The sequence below is a fragment of the Streptococcus sp. ELY_86 genome (assembly GCF_058314495.1).
In genome coordinates this window covers 28,084-46,300 of record NZ_JBZFUK010000007.1, presented here as the reverse complement: position 1 = coordinate 46,300, position 18,217 = coordinate 28,084, and the positions used below count along the sequence as shown (strand labels likewise).

19 protein-coding genes are annotated in these 18,217 nt (G+C 40.6%); 17 read left to right on the top strand and 2 right to left on the bottom strand.

Going from position 1 to position 18,217, the window contains the following annotated elements; genetic code table 11:
- Window positions 1–2 precede the first annotated feature (2 nt).
- The 8 genes from AC4HAN_RS09275 (at window position 3) to AC4HAN_RS09240 (ending at window position 6,988) form a co-directional block, all read left to right on the top strand.
- Window positions 3–803 carry an SDR family oxidoreductase gene (locus AC4HAN_RS09275; RefSeq protein WP_491092255.1) on the top strand — a complete coding sequence of 267 codons (801 nt, stop codon included), beginning with the start codon at window positions 3–5 and terminating at the stop codon, window positions 801–803.
- A 15-nt stretch (window positions 804–818) separates the two neighbouring features.
- Window positions 819–1,238 carry a PTS sugar transporter subunit IIA gene (locus tag AC4HAN_RS09270; RefSeq protein ID WP_491092254.1) on the top strand — a complete coding sequence of 140 codons (420 nt, stop codon included), beginning with the start codon at window positions 819–821 and terminating at the stop codon, window positions 1,236–1,238.
- The gene (locus tag AC4HAN_RS09265) at window positions 1,235–1,726 is read left to right on the top strand and encodes a PTS sugar transporter subunit IIB (RefSeq protein ID WP_491092253.1); all 492 of its coding nucleotides are present in this window, start codon (window positions 1,235–1,237) and stop codon (window positions 1,724–1,726) included. Before AC4HAN_RS09270 ends, AC4HAN_RS09265 begins: the two co-directional genes overlap by 4 nt.
- Before the next feature lie 24 nt (window positions 1,727–1,750).
- Window positions 1,751–2,551, top strand: a complete 801-nt coding sequence (locus AC4HAN_RS09260) for a PTS mannose/fructose/sorbose transporter subunit IIC (protein WP_491092252.1) — start codon at window positions 1,751–1,753, stop codon at window positions 2,549–2,551.
- A gap of 19 nt (window positions 2,552–2,570) precedes the next feature.
- The gene (locus AC4HAN_RS09255; RefSeq protein WP_491092251.1) at window positions 2,571–3,413 is read left to right on the top strand and encodes a PTS system mannose/fructose/sorbose family transporter subunit IID; all 843 of its coding nucleotides are present in this window, start codon (window positions 2,571–2,573) and stop codon (window positions 3,411–3,413) included.
- A gap of 20 nt (window positions 3,414–3,433) precedes the next feature.
- Window positions 3,434–4,666, top strand: coding sequence for a zinc-binding dehydrogenase (locus AC4HAN_RS09250; RefSeq protein WP_491092250.1), 1,233 nt, complete (start codon window positions 3,434–3,436; stop codon window positions 4,664–4,666).
- A gap of 486 nt (window positions 4,667–5,152) precedes the next feature.
- Window positions 5,153–6,004, top strand: a complete 852-nt coding sequence (locus tag AC4HAN_RS09245) for an AraC family transcriptional regulator (protein WP_491092249.1) — start codon at window positions 5,153–5,155, stop codon at window positions 6,002–6,004.
- Between the two features lie 81 nt (window positions 6,005–6,085).
- Entirely contained in the window at window positions 6,086–6,988 is a 903-nt protein-coding gene (locus AC4HAN_RS09240) for an ROK family protein (protein ID WP_491092248.1), read from the top strand.
- 39 nt (window positions 6,989–7,027) lie between these two features.
- On the opposite strand, the gene AC4HAN_RS09235 is transcribed toward AC4HAN_RS09240, so the two are convergent.
- Window positions 7,028–7,921, bottom strand: a complete 894-nt coding sequence (locus AC4HAN_RS09235) for an alpha/beta hydrolase (protein ID WP_491092247.1) — start codon at window positions 7,919–7,921, stop codon at window positions 7,028–7,030.
- A gap of 195 nt (window positions 7,922–8,116) precedes the next feature.
- Between AC4HAN_RS09235 and AC4HAN_RS09230 the strand changes: the two genes are divergently transcribed.
- From AC4HAN_RS09230 to AC4HAN_RS09215, 4 genes are read left to right on the top strand one after another with little or no spacing between them, the layout of a single operon-like run.
- The gene (locus AC4HAN_RS09230; RefSeq protein ID WP_491092246.1) at window positions 8,117–9,604 is read left to right on the top strand and encodes a glycoside hydrolase family 1 protein; all 1,488 of its coding nucleotides are present in this window, start codon (window positions 8,117–8,119) and stop codon (window positions 9,602–9,604) included.
- Window positions 9,605–9,619: 15 nt separating this feature from the next.
- Window positions 9,620–10,909, top strand: a complete 1,290-nt coding sequence (locus AC4HAN_RS09225) for a PTS sugar transporter subunit IIC (protein WP_491092245.1) — start codon at window positions 9,620–9,622, stop codon at window positions 10,907–10,909.
- 21 nt (window positions 10,910–10,930) lie between these two features.
- The gene (locus AC4HAN_RS09220) at window positions 10,931–11,233 is read left to right on the top strand and encodes a PTS sugar transporter subunit IIB (protein WP_491092244.1); all 303 of its coding nucleotides are present in this window, start codon (window positions 10,931–10,933) and stop codon (window positions 11,231–11,233) included.
- 14 nt (window positions 11,234–11,247) lie between these two features.
- Window positions 11,248–11,562: a PTS sugar transporter subunit IIA gene (locus AC4HAN_RS09215; RefSeq protein WP_491092243.1), complete on the top strand. Its 315-nt coding sequence runs from the start codon at window positions 11,248–11,250 to the stop codon at window positions 11,560–11,562.
- A gap of 148 nt (window positions 11,563–11,710) precedes the next feature.
- Here the strand turns inward: AC4HAN_RS09215 and AC4HAN_RS09210 are convergent, their stop codons facing one another.
- Window positions 11,711–12,988 (bottom strand): hypothetical protein, encoded by a 1,278-nt coding sequence (locus AC4HAN_RS09210; RefSeq protein ID WP_491092242.1) that lies wholly within the window; start codon window positions 12,986–12,988, stop codon window positions 11,711–11,713.
- Between the two features lie 310 nt (window positions 12,989–13,298).
- On the opposite strand from AC4HAN_RS09210, the gene purD reads away from it, so the two are divergent.
- The 5 genes from purD (at window position 13,299) to AC4HAN_RS09185 (ending at window position 18,193) form a co-directional block, all read left to right on the top strand.
- Complete coding sequence (purD, locus tag AC4HAN_RS09205) at window positions 13,299–14,564, top strand: phosphoribosylamine--glycine ligase (RefSeq protein WP_491092241.1); 1,266 nt, start codon at window positions 13,299–13,301, stop codon at window positions 14,562–14,564.
- 232 nt (window positions 14,565–14,796) lie between these two features.
- Entirely contained in the window at window positions 14,797–15,285 is a 489-nt protein-coding gene (purE, locus tag AC4HAN_RS09200) for a 5-(carboxyamino)imidazole ribonucleotide mutase (protein ID WP_491092240.1), read from the top strand.
- On the top strand, window positions 15,272–16,372 hold the full coding sequence (gene purK, locus AC4HAN_RS09195; RefSeq protein ID WP_491092239.1) for a 5-(carboxyamino)imidazole ribonucleotide synthase: 1,101 nt from the start codon (window positions 15,272–15,274) through the stop codon (window positions 16,370–16,372). The genes purE and purK overlap by 14 nt, the downstream gene beginning before the upstream one ends.
- 20 nt (window positions 16,373–16,392) lie before the next feature.
- Window positions 16,393–17,511: a GmrSD restriction endonuclease domain-containing protein gene (locus AC4HAN_RS09190; protein ID WP_491092238.1), complete on the top strand. Its 1,119-nt coding sequence runs from the start codon at window positions 16,393–16,395 to the stop codon at window positions 17,509–17,511.
- Window positions 17,504–18,193, top strand: coding sequence for an MAE_28990/MAE_18760 family HEPN-like nuclease (locus tag AC4HAN_RS09185; protein WP_491092237.1), 690 nt, complete (start codon window positions 17,504–17,506; stop codon window positions 18,191–18,193). Before AC4HAN_RS09190 ends, AC4HAN_RS09185 begins: the two co-directional genes overlap by 8 nt.
- Window positions 18,194–18,217 lie beyond the last annotated feature (24 nt).

Below are 18,217 nucleotides of genomic sequence, written 5' to 3'. Positions count from 1 at the left end.
AAATGAATGACTGGTTAAATATTTCCGGGAAAACTGCTGTGGTCACTGGGGGTTCGTCAGGCATTGGCAAGGCTGTTGTAGATGAACTTTTAGAATTGGGTGTCAATGTCGCTAACTTTGATCTTGCTGATAGCAGTGAAAGCCACCCCAATCTGTTCTTTCAGCAAGTTGATGTGACTTCACGAGAACAAGTAGAAGCTGCTGTTGCGGCAACGGCTGAGCATTTTGGCACGATTGATGCTCTAGTCAATAATGCTGGTATCAACATTCCGCGGCTCTTAGTTGATTCTAAAGATCCTCATGGGAAATACGAGCTGGACGATGCTGTTTTCGATAAGATTACCAGTATCAATCAAAAAGGTCTCTACCTTGTCAGTCAGACTGTCGGCCGCATTTTAGTTGATAAAAAAGATGGCGTTATTATCAATATGGCATCAGAAGCAGGACTTGAGGGTTCTGAAGGTCAGAGCGCTTATGCAGCAACTAAGGCTGCTGTCTATAGCTATACGCGTTCATGGGCCAAGGAGCTTGGTAAATACAATGTCCGTGTTGTTGGTATAGCTCCTGGCATCATGGAAGCAACCGGCCTTAGAACGCCCGCCTATGAGGAGGCTCTTGGCTATACGAGAGGAAAAACAGCGGAGGAGATTCGTGCCGGCTACTCATCCGTGGGAACCATACCGCTAGGCCGCAGCGGGAAATTAAAAGAAGTAGCTGACTTGGTGGCTTACTACATTTCTGATCGCTCAAGCTACATCACAGGAATTACCACAAATGTGGCAGGCGGTAAAACACGTGGTTAGAAAGAGGAGGAGTGAATGGTTCAAATAATATTAGTGGCTCATGGCTATTTAGCTGCTGAGATGAAAAATTCTGTTGAGATGCTTTTTGGAGAGCTGCCAAATCTACACGCCATTAATTTTGAAATTTCTGATGGGCTGGAAAGCCTGTCTCAAAAAATCTACACTAAAATGAAAGCGCTTAACAAACCAGCTTTGATTTTTGCAGATCTGTTTGGCGGAACTCCTTATAATGCCAGCTGTTCTGTTGTATTGCATCATCCAGAGCTCGATGCCGAGGTTGTCTCTGGCATGTCTTTACCGCTAGTGTTAGAAATAGCAGCTGAAACAGATAAAGAACTTAAGGATGTCGCAGCTTCCCTTCCGATATTGGCTAAGGAGGCAGTTAAAGTTTTTGATAAAAATATCCAATTTGATGAAAAGGAGGAATTGTCATGAAGATTAAATTAGCTAGGATTGATGATCGTTTAATCCATGGGCAGGTAGCTACTGTCTGGGCTAAAGAAGCCAAGGCAGAGCGCATTATTATTCCAAGTGATGAAGTTGCTAACGATGAGATACGGCGTACTTTGGTTAAACAAGCAGCTCCGCCTGGAATAAAAGTCAATGTGGTATCGATAGAAAAAGCAATCAAAGTCTATCACAATCCCAAATATGACAGCGAAACTGTCTTTTATCTTTTTACCAAGCCTCAGGAAGTTGTCGACTTAGTAAAAGGAGGTGTTCCGATTCAAACGATTAATATTGGCGGAATGCAGTTTAAGGAAGGGCGAGTACAGGTGACTAAGGCGATTTCAGTCTCCAAAGAAGATATTGAGGCCTTCCGTGAGCTGATTAGGCTGGGTGTAAAACTTGACTGCAGGGTGGTTGCTACAGATTCTCCTAAGGATTTTGAGGCTTTGCTCAATGAATTGGAGGTCGGTTAAGCCGTAAAGAAAAGAGGTCATGAAATGGAACTGTCAATTTTACAAATTATTTTAATATTTATTTGGTCAAGTGTAACAGGTATGGGAAGTGTTTTGGACGAGTTTCAGACTCACAGACCACTAATTGCTTGTACAGTCACAGGTCTTATTTTAGGAGATATCACTACAGGAATTATTTTAGGTGGCACTCTTGAGTTAATTGCTTTAGGATGGATGAATATTGGAGCAGCTCAGTCACCAGACTCAGCTCTAGCCAGTGTTATTTCAACCATTTTAGTCATTGTGGGGCATCAGGATATTCAAAAAGGAATTGCGATTGCCTTGCCAGTTGCGGTTGCCGGTCAAGTTTTAACGGTTTTGGTCAGAACCATTACGGTTGCCATACAGCATATCGCTGATAAGGAAGCTGAGAAAGCTAATTTCGGTAAAATTATATTTCTGCATTTCTTTGCCTTAGTTTTTCAGGCCATGCGTGTTGCTATTCCGGCGACCTTGGTAGCAATTTTTGTTGATGCGCGTGCTGTTACGAGGATGCTGGATGCTATTCCGGAAGTTATCACAGGAGGCTTGGCAGTTGCCGGAGGTATGATTGTTGTCGTCGGCTATGCCATGGTACTAAATATGATGTACATTAAATATTTAGCACCCTTCTTTTTTGCAGGATTTGTTTTAGGCGGCTATTTGGATCTCAGTCTATTGTCATTTGGGATATTGGGATTAATTATTGCCATCATCTATGTTCAATTAAATCCTAATTTTGCAAAAGCAGCCCCTTCACAAGTGGCAGACAGTACCGTTTTAGCTGACGACGAATTGGAAGACTAGGAATAAGGAGGGTATAGATATGGCTAATGGCAAAATAACAGCGGATAAAAAAATAAGCAAACAAGATATGTTTAAAACGTTTATCTATTCAAATTTCCAGCAAGCTTCCTTTAATTATGAACGGATACACGCTTTGGCCTTTTGTGTAGATATGATTCCCAGTATTAAAAGATTATATAAAACAAAAGAGGAACAATCGGCAGCCTTGAAAAGACACCTGACTTTTTTCAACGTCACTCCTGCCGTATGCGGCCCTGTTATCGGTGTGACGATGGCCATGGAAGAAGCGCGGGCCAATGGTTCGGATTTAGATGATGGTACAATCAGCAGTCTGAAAATTGGTCTAATGGGACCTTTATGCGGCGTTGGGGATCCCTTGATTTGGGGAACTTTGCGTCCTGTAACAGCCGCAATTGGAGCTTCAATGGCCCTGACAGGACAAATATTAGGACCCTTGACCTTTTTCCTTGCCTTTAATATAGTACGGCTGGCTATTAAATGGTATGGCCTGACCTACGGCTACAAACAAGGCTTGGGCATTGTCAAAAATCTATCGGGGAACATTCTGCCGAAATTAACAGAAGCAGCAACGATTTTAGGATTGTTCATCATGGGCGTTTTGGTAACAAAATGGACCAGTATCAATGTTTCGCTTGTTGCTTACAAGGCAGCCGGTAAGAACGGCAAAGAAGTGGCAACGACCGTTCAAAATATTTTGGATCAGCTTGTTCCGGGACTGCTGCCTTTAGCATTGACCTTTATCATGATGTATTTTCTCAGAAAAAAAGTCAGTCCTATTGTATTGATCTTTGCTTTATTTGCAGTAGGTATTTTAGGCTATGCTTTAGGAATCTTGTCTTAAAAGTATAAAAGGGGGAAAAAATGAAAACAAAAGCAGTACGATTATATGGGAAAAGAGATTTACGATTAGAAGAATTTGAGCTCCCAGAAATTAAGGATGATGAAATTTTAGCTTCAGTCGTTACAGACAGCATTTGCATGTCGTCTTGGAAGCTGGCAAATCAAGGAGAAAATCACAAAAAAACTCCGGGAGATTTAGCCAGCAATCCTATCATCATTGGTCATGAGTTTTGCGGCGAATTGATTGAAGTCGGCAAGAAATGGCAGGATAAATTCAAGAAAGGCCAGCGTTACGTTGTTCAGGCCAATTTACAATTGCCGGACCGGCCAGACTGTCCGGGGTATTCCTATCCTTATACAGGCGGTGATGCGACTTATATTATTCTTGATAAAGATGTCATGGAACAAGGCTGTTTAATCATATATGAAGGAGACACATACTTTGAAGGTTCTCTAGTTGAACCCCTGTCGTGTGTTATTGGAGCTTTTGAAGCCAACTATCATCTGGTCGAAGGAAGCTACAACCATAAAATGGGGATTAAAGGAAAGGGCAATATGATTATTTTAGGGGGAACAGGGCCGATGGGACTTCTTGCCATTGACTACGCTTTGCATGGCCCGCGTGTTCCTAAAACCTTAATTGTAACGGATATCAATCAAGATAAGCTTGATCGTGCTCAGGAACTTTATCAAAGTACCGATAAGACAAAACTGATTTTTATAAACACAGAAGAAATGGAAAATCAGGCTCAAGTTTTAAAAGAAACCATTGGCGGCGAAGGTTTTGATGATGTGTTTGTTTTAGTGCCCTCCGAGCAATTAATCACGGAGGCTTCAAAGCTTTTAAATCCAGACGGCTGTTTAAATTTCTTTGCCGGACCGCAGAAAAAAGATTTCTTTGCCCCCATTAATTTCTATGATATCCATTATTCATTTACACACTATGTTGGTACATCTGGCGGTAATGTAGAAGACATGCGCAAGGCTGTTCAATTAATTGAAGAAAAGAAAGTCTCTGTTGCCAATATTGTGACACACCTGCTTGGCTTAAACGCTTTAGCAGAAACCACCTTATCACAGCCCGAAATCGGCGGAGGCAAGAAACTCGTTTATACGCATAAAAACTTTGACCGTCTGGCTTTATCCGAAGCTGGCAGCCGCGATCCAAAATTAGCACAGCTTCTATCTCAGACCAATGGTATTTGGAGCAAGGAGGCTGAAGAGTATGTTTTAAATCACTACCCTGAAATCTAAAAACATGACTATTTTTGGCTCCATTGGCATAATTCTCTTATGGCATTAGTCCTCAACCGAACCACTGATGCTGCAGGAGGATTGTCTATATTAGCTAATAACCATTAATCCATAAAAAACTCAGCATTGTAAGGCGTCAGCTTTAGTTTTTCTAAGGTCTGAAATCATATATGGCTGGGTTTTTCTTATGCCTGAATCATGCTCGAGTTTTTAGACATGGTGGTGAGTGCAGGTTAACGGACAAAAACCTCTTAGCGCTTAAGACTCGCATACTTTTCATGGTGTTCAATGATCTTACGTTCAGCTTATCAGCAGATATCATTTATCAATCCGATTTTAACTGTTGCTAGAAAATGCTGTAAAAAACGCTGATAATATATCTGCTGTCTGTTCTGTTTTAAGTGTTTAAAGTTCAATAAAAAAATTAGTTATTTAAGCTTTATTCCTGCTATAATAATGATAACTAGACTCAAAGGAGGTCCATTAATGTACAAGCATGAACTGGTAACTCCCGATAATCATTTGCCAGCCTGGATTTATTTACACGAAGGGAATACGGCGAGTTATATCGAACCTCATTGGCATTCATCAATTGAAATCAGTTATACCATCAGCGGGCATATTGCTAATTTTTTCATTGACGGCCAGTCTTACACGACTTCTGCCGGCACTATTTTAGTAACTAATACTATGGATCTGCACAGCATTCGGGTATTCAAATATCCTGATATAGAGCAGAAAGCTTTAACCGTTATTTTTCCTTATCAGCTGATTAAAAATTACAAGCATGATATTGGAGATTATTATTTTAAAATTAATCAGCCTGAAGAATTTTCATATACTCAGAAAAAAGCTTATTTGCAGCTGCAAAAGAAACTGAATCAAATTGTGGATCTTCATCATAGTGATGATAATCTGAGTAAAACTATAATTCTTTTTGAGATTTTACAGATTTTGCTGGAAAAATTTTTAGAAAAGCGCACGATAAATGTCAACAGCCGCCAGGATGCTAAAGACAAAGAACGTCTTCAGGAAATCAAAACTTATATTGAAGAACATTTTCAAGCTGCTATCAGTTTAGAAGATATTGCTAATTTTTGTTTTTTATCCAAAGAGCATCTGTCCCGATTTTTCAAAAGACAAATGGGGGTAACGGTCTTTCAATACATAAACTATATCCGTGCTAAAGAGGCTAAAAAAATGCTCAGTGAAACTCAGAAAACCGCAACTGAGATAGCTCTTCAATGTGGCTTTAGCGGCTTGCGAACCATGGACAGAGCCTTACAGAGAATTTATGGCCAAAGTTCCCGAAAAATAAAAAAGCAAGCACATCAATAAGCGCCGAAAAATGGTTAATCAAATGCACCATCTTTTGTGCTGCGTCCTGCTATACTAACATAAGAAGGAGGTTCTTCTGTTATGAAAAAATATTTAACGATTGATGTAGGCGGAACTAATATCAAATATGCCCTTATGGACGGCACTGGGAAAGTGTATGAGACTGGTAAAGCAGACACTCCGCATGATTGCCTTGAACAGTTTTGGGAAGAAATTTTTAAGATTATTGAACATTATCAATCCACTGATCTAAAGGGAGTAGCTTTTAGTGTTCCGGGAAAAGTTGATACGAATGCGGGAACGGTTTATTTTGGCGGTGCTCTGACTTATTTGGACGGTGTTTGCTTTAAGCAGGTTATTGGTAAGAAATATGGATTAACAGTTGGTGTTCAAAATGACGCTAAAGCTGCAGCACTTGCGGAATTATGGCTTGGAAGTTTAAAAGATGTCAAAGACGCAGCGGTTATTGTCCTCGGGACAGGCGTTGGCGGCGGGATCATCCTAGATGGGAAATTGCGTCTTGGCCCGCACTTTCAGGCAGGAGAACTTAGTTTATCGGTACTTGATGCCAGCCGGCCGGACTTTAACAAGATGACAGGAGTGCTGGGTTCCGCTGTTAATATGATTAAGGATGTTAATAGGGAACTTGGAGAGCCCAATCTGGCAGACGGATTGGCTGCTTTTGAAGCTATCAATGCTAAAAATGAGAAGATTTTTCCGATTTTTCAGGCTTATTGCCGTAACATTGCTTATCTGATTTTAAATTTGCAATCCTTCTTTGATTTGACTACCTATGCCATTGGTGGCGGTATCAGTGCCCAGCCCATTGTTCTGGATGAAATCCGCAATCAGTACCATGAGTTTGTAAACGGCAATCCGGTTTTAAAAATGAATCTTCCTCAGATTGCCATTGTACCGGCAACCTTTGGTAATGATGCTAATCTATTTGGCGCTCTTTATACACTTTTGTATTTGACAGATTAAATGTAAAAAGATCTCGCTATGAAAGGAGATCTTTTTAACTTATCTAACAATGTGTTTTCTAAAAAAGTGAAGTTCATCTTCATTACACTGCTGGGCCATTTCATCTCTAATATCACAGTGAAAAACATGGCCTTTAGGATTATCCGGTGTCCCATAAAGATGAAATTCATGCTCAATTTCCTTTCCCATGAGAAAGCCGTCTAGTCTGACGGAGTCATCTCGAAGAAAATCATTAGTAGCGGTCATGATAAATAAGGGCGGGCAATTGATGTTTAAGTATTTTTCGGTAGTTAAATGTTCAGCGTATCTTTCTTGAACTTCTTGCGTAAAATAAGCTTCAGGAGCCCCAGCTATAGCGCCAGGTAAATAAAGGAAAGTACCTCCGCAATTTATGGCAGCAGCTCTGACAGTAAGTTGTGGTTTATCATAGTGAAAGAGCTTTCTATACCGGTCATTGATAAGAATCGTGATATATTGCAGAGCCATCTGTCCTCCAGCACTGTCACCAACTAAAAAAACATTATCCAAATCCAAATCATAATCTTCAGCGTGTTTTGATATCCAATGAACTGCACGATTGATATCGTCAAGGCTGCTTGGAAATTCAACTGCCGGCGCCAACCGATAATTAATATTGACAAAAGCAAAGTCTTTTTTGGCTAAGCTCATGCCGTAAAACTGGTAGGTTTCCTTAGTGCCGTAAACCCAGCCTCCACCGTGGATATTGAGGATAATTGGCAGTTTTCTTTTGGCATTACTGGGGCGGTAAATATCAAGAAGATGCCATTTGTCAATCGGTCCGTAAGGAATGTCATTAAAACGCTGGACTTCAGGAATAATTTGGGGTAAATTTTTATCTCTTTTGTCATCTGATTCTTGGAAGAGCCTGTTCATCTCTTTGGCCAGTTTTACAGCTTCTTTTGTTGCAGTCATACGATTACCTCCATAATATTATATAGTGATATTATAGTACTTTTAAGCAATAAAGATTAACTCTTGGATAGCGAAAAAAAGGCGGTGGTTGATACTAAAAAAATCAATCACCGCCTTTTTTATGTTAAAGAAGTGAGTTATTTTAAAAAATGAAAGCGCTATACTATAGACATAAAGAGATTGGAGGAAGGGACAATGGCAAAAACACAGTTCCCTGTTCATTTCCTATGGGGAGGTGCAACAGCGGCCAACCAATACGAAGGCGGCTATCGTGAAGATGGGAAAGGCCTTAATACCAGCGATGTTTTAACCAATGGCAGTCATACAGTCGCAAGACGAGTGACCTGGCGCAACCCTCAAACGGGTGAAACAGGTTCGACCGGTATGGGATTCGGCGCAGCTATGGAAGTGCCGGAGGGTGCCGTTTTGGATGTTGTTGATGGTGAATATTACCCGTCACACATTGCGACAGATTTTTATCATCATTATAAGGAAGACATTGCTCTGTTTGCTGAAATGGGCTTCAAGTGCTTCCGTTTATCTATTAACTGGGCACGAATCTTCCCAAATGGGGATGACGAGAAACCTAACCAAGCAGGAATTGATTTTTACCATGCTGTTTTTGATGAATGCCATAAATACAAGATTGAACCTCTGGTGACAATATCTCACTACGAAACACCGCTTAATTTGACCAATACATACGGCGGTTGGCTGAATCGTCGTGTCGTTGATTTCTATATCAAGCTTTGCCGTGTTCTTTTTACAGAGTATAAAGACAAGGTCAAGTATTGGCTGACTTTCAATGAAATCAATCTGATGGCGATGGCACCCTACATGGGCGGCGGTCTTATCAAGTCAGATGAACAAAGTAAAGCGCAGGCAGCCCACCACCAATTTATTGCCAGCGCACGCGCTGTTCAGCTGGCAAGAGAGCTGTCGCCAAATGCTAAGGTTGGAATGATGCTGGCTTATGGTGTCACTTATGGCGAAACCTGTAATCCCAAAGACCAGTTGGCTGTTATGGAAGGTTCACACTGGGCGCATTTTTACAGTGATGTTCAGTGCCGAGGGAAGTATCCCGCTTATCAGTTAAAAGAATACGAACGCAAAGGAGTTCGTGTTGAGATGGAAGATGGCGACTTGGAACTCTTGGCGGACGGGACAGTAAGCTTCATTGGATTTTCTTACTATTCAACTCATGTGGCAAGTACTAGCAAGGCTGCTAATCAAGCAGGAAATTTTACCATGGGCGTTAAAAACCCTTATCTTGAGGCCAATGCTTGGGGTTGGCAGATTGACCCAATTGGTCTGCGGATTGCTCTAAATACACTTTGGGAGCGTTATGAGCTGCCTCTTTGGGTAGTAGAAAATGGCCTTGGCTATGAAGATAAGATAGAAGAGGACGGCAGCATTCACGATGATTACCGTATTGCCTATATGAGAGGGCACATTGAAGCTATGTCTGACGCTATTAATAAGGATGGCGTTGAGTTGATGGGATATACGCCTTGGGGCTGCATTGACCTAGTCAGCGCAGGTACGGGTGAAATGCGAAAACGTTACGGCATGATTTATGTTGACCGCGATGATACCGGTCAAGGAAGTCTGGAACGCCGCCGCAAAGACAGTTTTTATTGGTATCAAAAGGTTATTCAGTCAAACGGTACAGATCTAAATTAAGAAGGAGGATAAAGGATGTCATTTATGGATTCAATGCAATCAGGTCTTGAAAGGGTTATGGGACCTTTTGCTCAGAAATTAAGTGAGAGTAAAATTATTTCTGCCTTGACTGCAGGGATGATGACGACTCTGCCTATTACGCTTGGTGTCGCTGCTTTTGCTGTCATTGCAAACTTGCCAATACCAGCCTTGCAGGACTTTCTAACTCATACGGGCATGCTTCAGCATATGCTTGATTTAGTATCAGCTACATCGAGTCTGCTGGCTATTTATATTACACCTGCAGTTGCTTATCACTATGGTAAAAACGAAGGAGAAAGCGGGATTACGACAGCTTTATTGGCCATTGCAGCTTTTATTGTTCTTATGCCTCAAACAGTGACTGTCGGTAAGAAAAGCACAGCTGCTATCTCAACGACTTATCTTGGCAGCAACGGAATTTTTGTTGGTATGATCATTGCCCTCTTAATAGCAATCTCTTATACCAAATTAATGAAAAAAGGCATCAAGCTGAAACTGCCTTCCTCTGTTCCGCCGAATGTGTCTGAATCACTGAGTCCGACCTTTGTTGCCATGATTCTTTTTACAGGAGTATTTGTTTTAAGATACCTTGTTGGTGTAACATCTTATGGCAATATCTTCGAATTGGTTAATTCAACAGTCGCCAAACCGGTCATGCTCTTTGGTTCGTCACCAATTTCAATGATTCTCTTTATGACTTTCTTGAATTTCTGCTGGTTCTTTGGAATCCATCCGGCTCCGCTGCTCAGTGTTTATCTGCCCATTATCATGGCCGCTAATACAAAAAATATTGAAGCCTTCATGTCTGGCACGCCTTCGGCCCAATTGCCTCATTTGACTTTTGCTTTGATGTATACTGCTTGCTATATTGGCGGTACCGGAAATACCTTATCGTTGGCTTTTGTTATGTTTACCGCAAAATCAGAACGTTACAAGGCCCTTAGAAATGTCGCTGCTGTTCCCAATATGTTTAACATCAACGAACCGATGATTTTCGGTATGCCAATCATGCTCAATCCAATTTTCTTCATTCCAATGATTGTAACGGGTTTGATTGGGGGAACCATAGGTTATATTGCTGTTCAGTTCTTGGGAGCAGGGGCGTCTTTTAACCCGACGGTTCAGCTTCCTTGGGTCATGCCGCCTTTTATCGGTCCTTTTATTTCGGGCGGGTGGCGTTTAGGTCTGATGGTTATTGTCATCATTATTGTTCAGCTCTTTATCTGGTATCCATTCTTCAAGATTGCAGACAATCAAGCTTACAAAGAAGAACAAGCAGCTTAAGGTAAAGAAAGAGGTAGAAAAATGAGAAAAGTATTGTTAGTCTGTGCTGCAGGCATGTCAACATCACTCTTGATGAATAAAATGCGTGACTACGCAGCAAGTATCAATTATGACATGGAAGTAGATGCCCATCCAGTATCAACCGTTGACGAAAAAGGACAGGATGCGGATGTTATCTTGCTTGGTCCGCAAATTCGTTTTAATCTGAATAAAGTTAAAAGCATGTTTCCGGATAAACCGGTAGAAGCCATTGATATTCAGGCTTACGGAACCATGAATGGTGAAAAAGTTGTCAAGCATGTCAAAGAATTGCTGGGAGATTAGAAGCGAGGGAAAGAATGGAAGGAATCGAGCTAGTTTCATTTCAAATTATCGCTGCAGTAGGAGCTGCCAGATCTTGCTATATCGAAGCCATTCAAGAAGCTAAGACAGGTAACTTTGAACAAGCAGAAGCCTTACTAAAAGAAGGAGACAAGAACTTCAACGAAGGCCACCATGCTCATGCAGGTCTCATCCAACAGGAAGCAAGCAATGAGCAAGTCAATCTCAAACTGATTTTGATGCATGCAGAAGACCAGCTCATGAGCGCAGAAAGCTTCAAGGTCATTGCGCAGGAATTTATTGAGGTTCACAAGCTGCTTCAAAAGGCTTGAGTCTATACTGATTATATCTTGGCAAATATTATTTTTAGTGATATGGTATATTCCAATTATTGAGTAACCGGACATATCCGTTATATATTCTTTTTTAATCAGAAACGATCTAAAAGCACCAGTTAGTCTGAACTGATGCTTTTTAGTATTACTTCTTTTTATGAACTCTTTGTGGAATTCTACGTTTCGGAGGTTTTACAGTGGAAAAATCATTCTTAGGATTAGTAAAATATTTAGATAAAGATTCAGTTATGATAAAACTGACTACAACTCCTATCATGCTGCAAAAGAGTATCATATTTCTATAGTCAATAAAATGATAAGGATACTGCGCATCTATAATAGGAATAGAATGGTGTTTTCCCCACTTGATCAGTAAGTTCAATAATAACAGGGTCAAAAACAATGTAATATTAAACCCATAAACCATAAATTTAAACTTTGCAGAAGGTTGAATTGTTCGTTTTAGTCTAAATTCTTGTACGCTAAAGATACCTTGTAAAAAAGTAGGACTAATTACAGAAACTATCCACATCAGAAGATCTAAACCACCATCGTTTTGGAAATAGAGAAGAATAGCAGCAATTATTACAATAGTTATAAAATAGCTGAATCCGAAGATCATAAAAGCACTTGCCTCTTTCTTTGAAAGAACATAGATTTTATAGGACAAAATTTTTATATAGAGTAAAGACACATAAAAGAAAAGATAAGAGAAAACCTCTAATGCTCCGTTTACCGTTATTAAAGAATGATTTAAGATTTGATCAATATTAGCAAGAGTAGCGAAATAAACGAAAAATGAAAAAGTTTCACTAACGATATAAGAATTTTCATTTATCAAAAGTGATAATTTCTTGCTATATAGTCTGATAATGAAGAGATATCTTAACCCAAGTAAACCAAAAACACAGATAACTATTATTAGGTTTGGTATTTTTTGAAACCATGCTGTTAATAAATATAACAGTGGAGTTGTTAGAATATCTGTAAGGATGTGTACCCAAGGATTGCTGCTAATAAACCATTTACTAAGATAAAAAGTACTTAGATTGAGACCGGAGAAGATAAATGCAAATATTAGATTTATTAACTTAAACTGATAAAGTAAGCTAAATTCTATCAGTGTTAATCCTCCAAAGTTAATCAAATAAATAGGAATTATCCACAGCAGATCTATCTTCTTGATTTTAACCTCATGACCTTTTGAAAAGAACCTTAAAAGTAGAAAGCATCGCAGAATAGTAAGAGTAGCTATAAAAATAGCAGCAAAGATTAAATGAAGCTGCGTGAAATGAGTTATAAAAGCACAGAGAGCATTGATTAAAGATATTGATGACAAGTAAGTGAGATCTCCCCGATTATCTTTTATAAATTGAGTTATTCGTTTCACTTTATCAGCTTGGTTATTTGTAAAAATTTTCAATCTCATTCCCCCTTTTTTAATTGTTCATTATAACATAGGTGTTAAAAAAGAAAATGCTAGTGATTATTAATTTTTAATAACATTAGGGTGTTCCGTGGAGATTTTTTCTAATAATTGACTCAGTCATTTTTCGTTATAAACTTTACTAATCTTATTCTTTTTACGCTTATTCCATTACGATTATTTCGTAATAACGAACAAATATGTTATAATAATCCTATATAATTCGTGAAATATCTGTATTTCACGGAATAAACTCAGTTTTTGGAAATTTTTCCAGACGTTTTCTTTATATTGAGGTATCTTAGCTATGAAACTTTTGGTTGTTGGTTCTGGCGGTCGTGAGCATGCGATTGCGAGGAAGTTGTTGGAGTCTCCGCAGGTTGAGCAGGTCTTTGTGGCGCCCGGCAATGATGGCATGACCCTTGATGGGTTGGATTTGGTTAATATTGGAATTTCCGAACATTCTGCTTTGATTGATTTTGCAAAGAGCAATGACATTGCCTGGACTTTTATTGGCCCTGATGATGCGTTGGCAGCTGGCATCGTTGATGATTTTAACCAAGCTGGACTCAAAGCCTTTGGCCCGACTAAGGCAGCGGCGGAGCTGGAGTGGTCGAAAGATTTTGCCAAGGAAATCATGGTCAAATACGATATTCCGACAGCAGCCTATGGCACATTTACCGACTTTGAAGAAGCCAAGGCTTATATCGAAAAGCAGGGCGCACCAATCGTCGTCAAGGCTGATGGTTTAGCACTGGGCAAGGGTGTCGTCGTGGCAGAAACTGTGGAGCAGGCTGTAGAAGCGGCGCGCGAGATGCTTTTGGACAATAAGTTTGGTGATTCGGGTGCGCGTGTGGTTATCGAAGAGTTTCTGGACGGTGAGGAGTTTTCCCTCTTTGCCTTGGTCAACGGTGATAAATTTTACATCCTGCCGACAGCTCAGGATCACAAACGGGCCTACGATGGCGACAAGGGGCCTAATACAGGGGGCATGGGGGCTTATGCACCGGTGCCGCACCTGCCTCAAAGCGTGGTGGACACGGCGGTGGAAACCATCGTCAAGCCTGTGCTTGAGGGCATGATTAAAGAAGGACGGCCTTATCTGGGCGTGCTCTACTGTGGTTTGATCCTGACCGTTGATGGTCCCAAGGTCATTGAGTTTAACGCGCGCTTTGGTGACCCTGAGACTCAGATTATCCTGCCGCGTTTGATGTCTGATTTTGCGCAGAACATCACGGATATTTTGGAGGGCAGAGAGCCGCACATGACTTGGCTGGATAAGGGAGTGACCCTGGGCGTGGTTGTCGCATCAAATGGCTATCCCTTAGCCTATGATAAGGGTGTGGAGCTGCCAGCTAAGACCGACGGCGATATCATCACTTATTATGCAGGGGCTAAGTTTTCGGAAAATGGCGAGCTGCTCTTGTCAAACGGCGGACGTGTCTACATGCTTGTTACCACAGCAGACACGGTCAAAGCTTGTCAGGACAAAATTTACAAGGAACTCGCCAAACAAAACACAGACGGACTCTTCTATCGCCACGATATCGGCAGCAAAGCCATTAAAGACTAAAGTTTAGCGCAGCTAAGCGACCGAAGGTCGCAATGAAACCAAGCCTGTCGCCGCTGTGGTATTTTAGGGAAGTTTGTAGACTTTAGGCTACAAACTTAGTCAAGGAGATTTCTCAGATGAGTTGCTTACTTTTCCTCGACTTTTAAAAAGACGAGAAGAAAAGCGTAGCAACTCACGCAAGGAAGCTCACGACGACCTCACAGCTTAAGACAGGCTTGAAAAAGGAGAAGAAATGCAACCAATTATTTCTATTATCATGGGGTCCAAATCCGACTGGGCTACCATGCAAAAAACCGCAGAAGTTTTAGATCAGTTCGGCGTGGCTTATGAGAAGAAAGTTGTCTCAGCCCACCGCACACCGGATCTTATGTTCAAACACGCCGAAGAAGCTAGAGACCGCGGCATTAAAGTCATCATTGCAGGTGCCGGCGGTGCAGCCCATCTGCCGGGGATGGTGGCAGCCAAAACAACGCTGCCGGTCATCGGTGTGCCGGTCAAATCACGCGCTTTGAGCGGCCTTGATTCCCTTTATTCCATCGTTCAGATGCCGGGCGGTGTGCCTGTTGCGACCATGGCCATTGGTGAAGCGGGAGCGACCAACGCTGCTCTGACAGCTCTGCGAATTCTCTCGGTTGAGGATGAAAAAATCACTCAGCTGCTTTCTGATTTCCACAAAGAACAGGGCAGAATCGCCGAGGAGTCGACTGATGAGCTCAACTAAGACCATAGGAATTATCGGCGGCGGTCAGCTGGGGCAGATGATGGCTATTTCTGCTATTTATATGGGACATAAGGTCATTGCCTTAGATCCCGCAGCGGATTGCCCAGCTTCTCGGGTAGCAGAGGTTATTGCGGCACCCTACGATGACGTGGACGCTCTGCGTCAGCTGGCGGTACGCTGCGATGTCTTGACCTATGAATTTGAAAATGTTGATGCAGACGCCCTTGACGCTGTTGTCAAGGACGGTCAGCTGCCTCAAGGCACAGATTTACTCCGCATTTCCCAAAACCGAATTTTTGAAAAAGACTTCCTCTCTAACAAGGCAAATGTCCCTGTGGCACCCTACAAGGTGGTTCACTCCAGCAGCGATTTGGACGGTCTTGATCTGTCTAAAAATTATGTCCTCAAAACCGCGACAGGCGGCTACGATGGGCATGGTCAGGTAGTCATCAGGTCTGAGGAAAATCTGGCTGACGCCTGTCAGTTAGCGGACACAGCAGACTGTGTTCTGGAAGAATTTGTCAATTTCAATCTGGAAATTTCCGTCATTGTATCAGGAAACGGGACAGACGTGACGGTCTTTCCCGTTCAGGAAAATATCCACCGCAACAATATTCTCTCTAAAACCATTGTTCCGGCCCGTATTTCGGATGAATTGAGCACTCAGGCACAGACCATGGCGGTGCAAATCGCCAAACAGCTGAATCTGTCAGGCACCCTCTGTGTGGAAATGTTTGCGACAGATGATGCTATCATCGTTAACGAAATCGCACCGCGCCCTCACAACTCAGGGCACTATTCCATTGAAGCCTGCGACTTTTCGCAATTCGACACCCATATCCTAGGCGTGCTTGGAGCACCCCTGCCCGACATTCACCTGCATGCACCGGCTGTCATGCTCAATGTCCTCGGGCAACACATGGAAAAAGCCCAAGCCTATGTCCGCGCCAACCCTAGCGCCCACCTCCACCTTTATGGTAAACTAGAAGCCAAGCACAACCGCAAAATGGGACACATCACGGTGTTTAGTGATGAGCCGGATAAAGTGAGGGAGTTTGGGGAGAGACACAAGCAAGTTACACAATAAGAGTAGGGAGTAAAAATAATATGGAACACTTAGCGGAAAAAATCGCTTTATTAGAACAGCAAATTTCGGATGAAAGAAAAAAACTTTCTGCAGACAGAATGGATATTTCTTTTGGAGAAATTATGAATCTATATGAGCAAGAAGAATTGATTATTAGACCAGAGTATCAGAGACTGTTTAGATGGACAAATTCACAAAAAACTTCCTTGATTGAATCTATTTTAATGGGAATTCCAATTCCTCCTATTTTTGTTGCAGAGGACGAAGATGGAGTTTGGGAACTGGTAGATGGTTTACAGAGAGTTTCTACCATATTAAGCTTTTTTGGTAGACTAAAACAAGATTTAGAGTTGCCTGAAGAAGAATCTGATGTAGCGGAAGATATTGTTTCTAATATGAATAATTGGGAATTAGAATCAGGAGATCTAATTAAGGAGTTAGAAGGTTTCAATTCAGAGACACTACCTAAAAAGTTTTCTCTTAATATTAAACGCTCTGTCTGTCGTGTAGAGATTTTAAGAGGGAAAAGTAATACTTCAATGAAGTATGAACTTTTTAAAAGATTAAATTCTGGTGGAACTAAATTGACTCCTCAAGAAATTAGGAATGCTATCTACCGCGGTATTGATCCGACCTTAAATGAATTGATTGAAGAGTTAAGTCAAAATCCAGAATTCAAAACATTAACTAATTTGAGCGAGCCTAAGATTCAACAGTTATATGATCAAGAACTAGTATTGAGGTTTATTGCATTCTATAATAATGTTTCAAAAATAAATTTGAGTACACAAAACTTTCTTGATAAATTTATGCAAGAAACTGTGGCTAGTGGAAATTTTGAAAGTAATCAATATAGAGAAATATTTAATAACACAGTAGACTTACTATCAAAAATTAAGGACTTTAATTTATTTAGAAATGACCGTAATCTTTTTGTTCCTGCTTTATTTGAAGGGATTATGATAGGAGTTTCAGAAAACATAGAGTATTATTCAACTGACTTAGAAAAACTAAAAGATAAAATAGAAAGTCTACGGTCGGATGATGAATTTAAACGACTATCTGGGAGTGCTTCAAGTAGCAGAAGCCGAGTAAAGAGACGCTTACAACGTGCTCAAGAGATTTTTAGAAATGAATAGAGAGTTACAGAACTTTTTTAGAGAATTAGATGATTTGATTCAAGATTCTGAACACACAATAAATGAGATTGAGAAAGTAGTGTTTACTCAAAGATATCGTTTGACTGATGAACATATTGCTATTTTTTCTGTACAAACAATCGCAATGTTGTATGCTATATGGGAAGGATTTATTCAAAATACATTTAGTAAATATCTAATGACACTTAATAAATTGAATATCTCATTTAATAATTGTCAAGACAGCTTAGTAGTTTTCCATTTAGAGTCTAAGTTTAAACAATTTAAAGAGTATCCTGAAAAAACTCCTAAAAAAGCAACTTTTTTCTCTAATTTACGAACCCATTTTCTTTCGGATACAATTTCTTTTAGTGTTGGGGTCAATACGGAGAGTAATGTTAGCTTTGAAGTGTTGAATAAAATCATGAAGCAGTTTGCCTTGGAGGAATTTCCTGAAAGATGGGATGAAAATAACTATAATTACCCAAATTCTACTCTAAAGGAAAAGATGAAATCGTTTTTAGATTATAGAAATGGAGTAGCACATGGTGGAGATATAAGCTCAAATGATAAAGTGACCCAAGAAGTGTTTTCTGAATATAAAAAACTAGTAATTAATTTGATGAATGGGATACGCGATAAAATTTATGAGGGTGCTACAAAGGAACATTATTTGAAATAAATAAACTTCCTTCTCAAACAAACC

Bases quoted from the DNA above. Each gene is read 5' to 3' on its own strand.
- AC4HAN_RS09265 (WP_491092253.1), top strand. From the start codon at position 1,235: ATGAAGATTAAATTAGCTAGGATTGATGATCGTTTAATCCATGGGCAG.
- AC4HAN_RS09215 (WP_491092243.1), top strand. From the start codon at position 11,248: ATGGAAGGAATCGAGCTAGTTTCATTTCAAATTATCGCTGCAGTAGGA.
- AC4HAN_RS09220 (WP_491092244.1), top strand. From the start codon at position 10,931: ATGAGAAAAGTATTGTTAGTCTGTGCTGCAGGCATGTCAACATCACTC.
- AC4HAN_RS09275 (WP_491092255.1), top strand. From the start codon at position 3: ATGAATGACTGGTTAAATATTTCCGGGAAAACTGCTGTGGTCACTGGG.
- AC4HAN_RS09245 (WP_491092249.1), top strand. From the start codon at position 5,153: ATGTACAAGCATGAACTGGTAACTCCCGATAATCATTTGCCAGCCTGG.
- AC4HAN_RS09190 (WP_491092238.1), top strand. From the start codon at position 16,393: ATGGAACACTTAGCGGAAAAAATCGCTTTATTAGAACAGCAAATTTCG.
- AC4HAN_RS09270 (WP_491092254.1), top strand. From the start codon at position 819: ATGGTTCAAATAATATTAGTGGCTCATGGCTATTTAGCTGCTGAGATG.
- AC4HAN_RS09235 (WP_491092247.1), bottom strand. From the start codon at position 7,921: ATGACTGCAACAAAAGAAGCTGTAAAACTGGCCAAAGAGATGAACAGG.
- AC4HAN_RS09255 (WP_491092251.1), top strand. From the start codon at position 2,571: ATGGCTAATGGCAAAATAACAGCGGATAAAAAAATAAGCAAACAAGAT.
- purD (WP_491092241.1), top strand. From the start codon at position 13,299: ATGAAACTTTTGGTTGTTGGTTCTGGCGGTCGTGAGCATGCGATTGCG.
- AC4HAN_RS09225 (WP_491092245.1), top strand. From the start codon at position 9,620: ATGTCATTTATGGATTCAATGCAATCAGGTCTTGAAAGGGTTATGGGA.
- purE (WP_491092240.1), top strand. From the start codon at position 14,797: ATGCAACCAATTATTTCTATTATCATGGGGTCCAAATCCGACTGGGCT.
- AC4HAN_RS09260 (WP_491092252.1), top strand. From the start codon at position 1,751: ATGGAACTGTCAATTTTACAAATTATTTTAATATTTATTTGGTCAAGT.
- AC4HAN_RS09250 (WP_491092250.1), top strand. From the start codon at position 3,434: ATGAAAACAAAAGCAGTACGATTATATGGGAAAAGAGATTTACGATTA.
- AC4HAN_RS09185 (WP_491092237.1), top strand. From the start codon at position 17,504: ATGAATAGAGAGTTACAGAACTTTTTTAGAGAATTAGATGATTTGATT.
- AC4HAN_RS09230 (WP_491092246.1), top strand. From the start codon at position 8,117: ATGGCAAAAACACAGTTCCCTGTTCATTTCCTATGGGGAGGTGCAACA.
- purK (WP_491092239.1), top strand. From the start codon at position 15,272: ATGAGCTCAACTAAGACCATAGGAATTATCGGCGGCGGTCAGCTGGGG.
- AC4HAN_RS09240 (WP_491092248.1), top strand. From the start codon at position 6,086: ATGAAAAAATATTTAACGATTGATGTAGGCGGAACTAATATCAAATAT.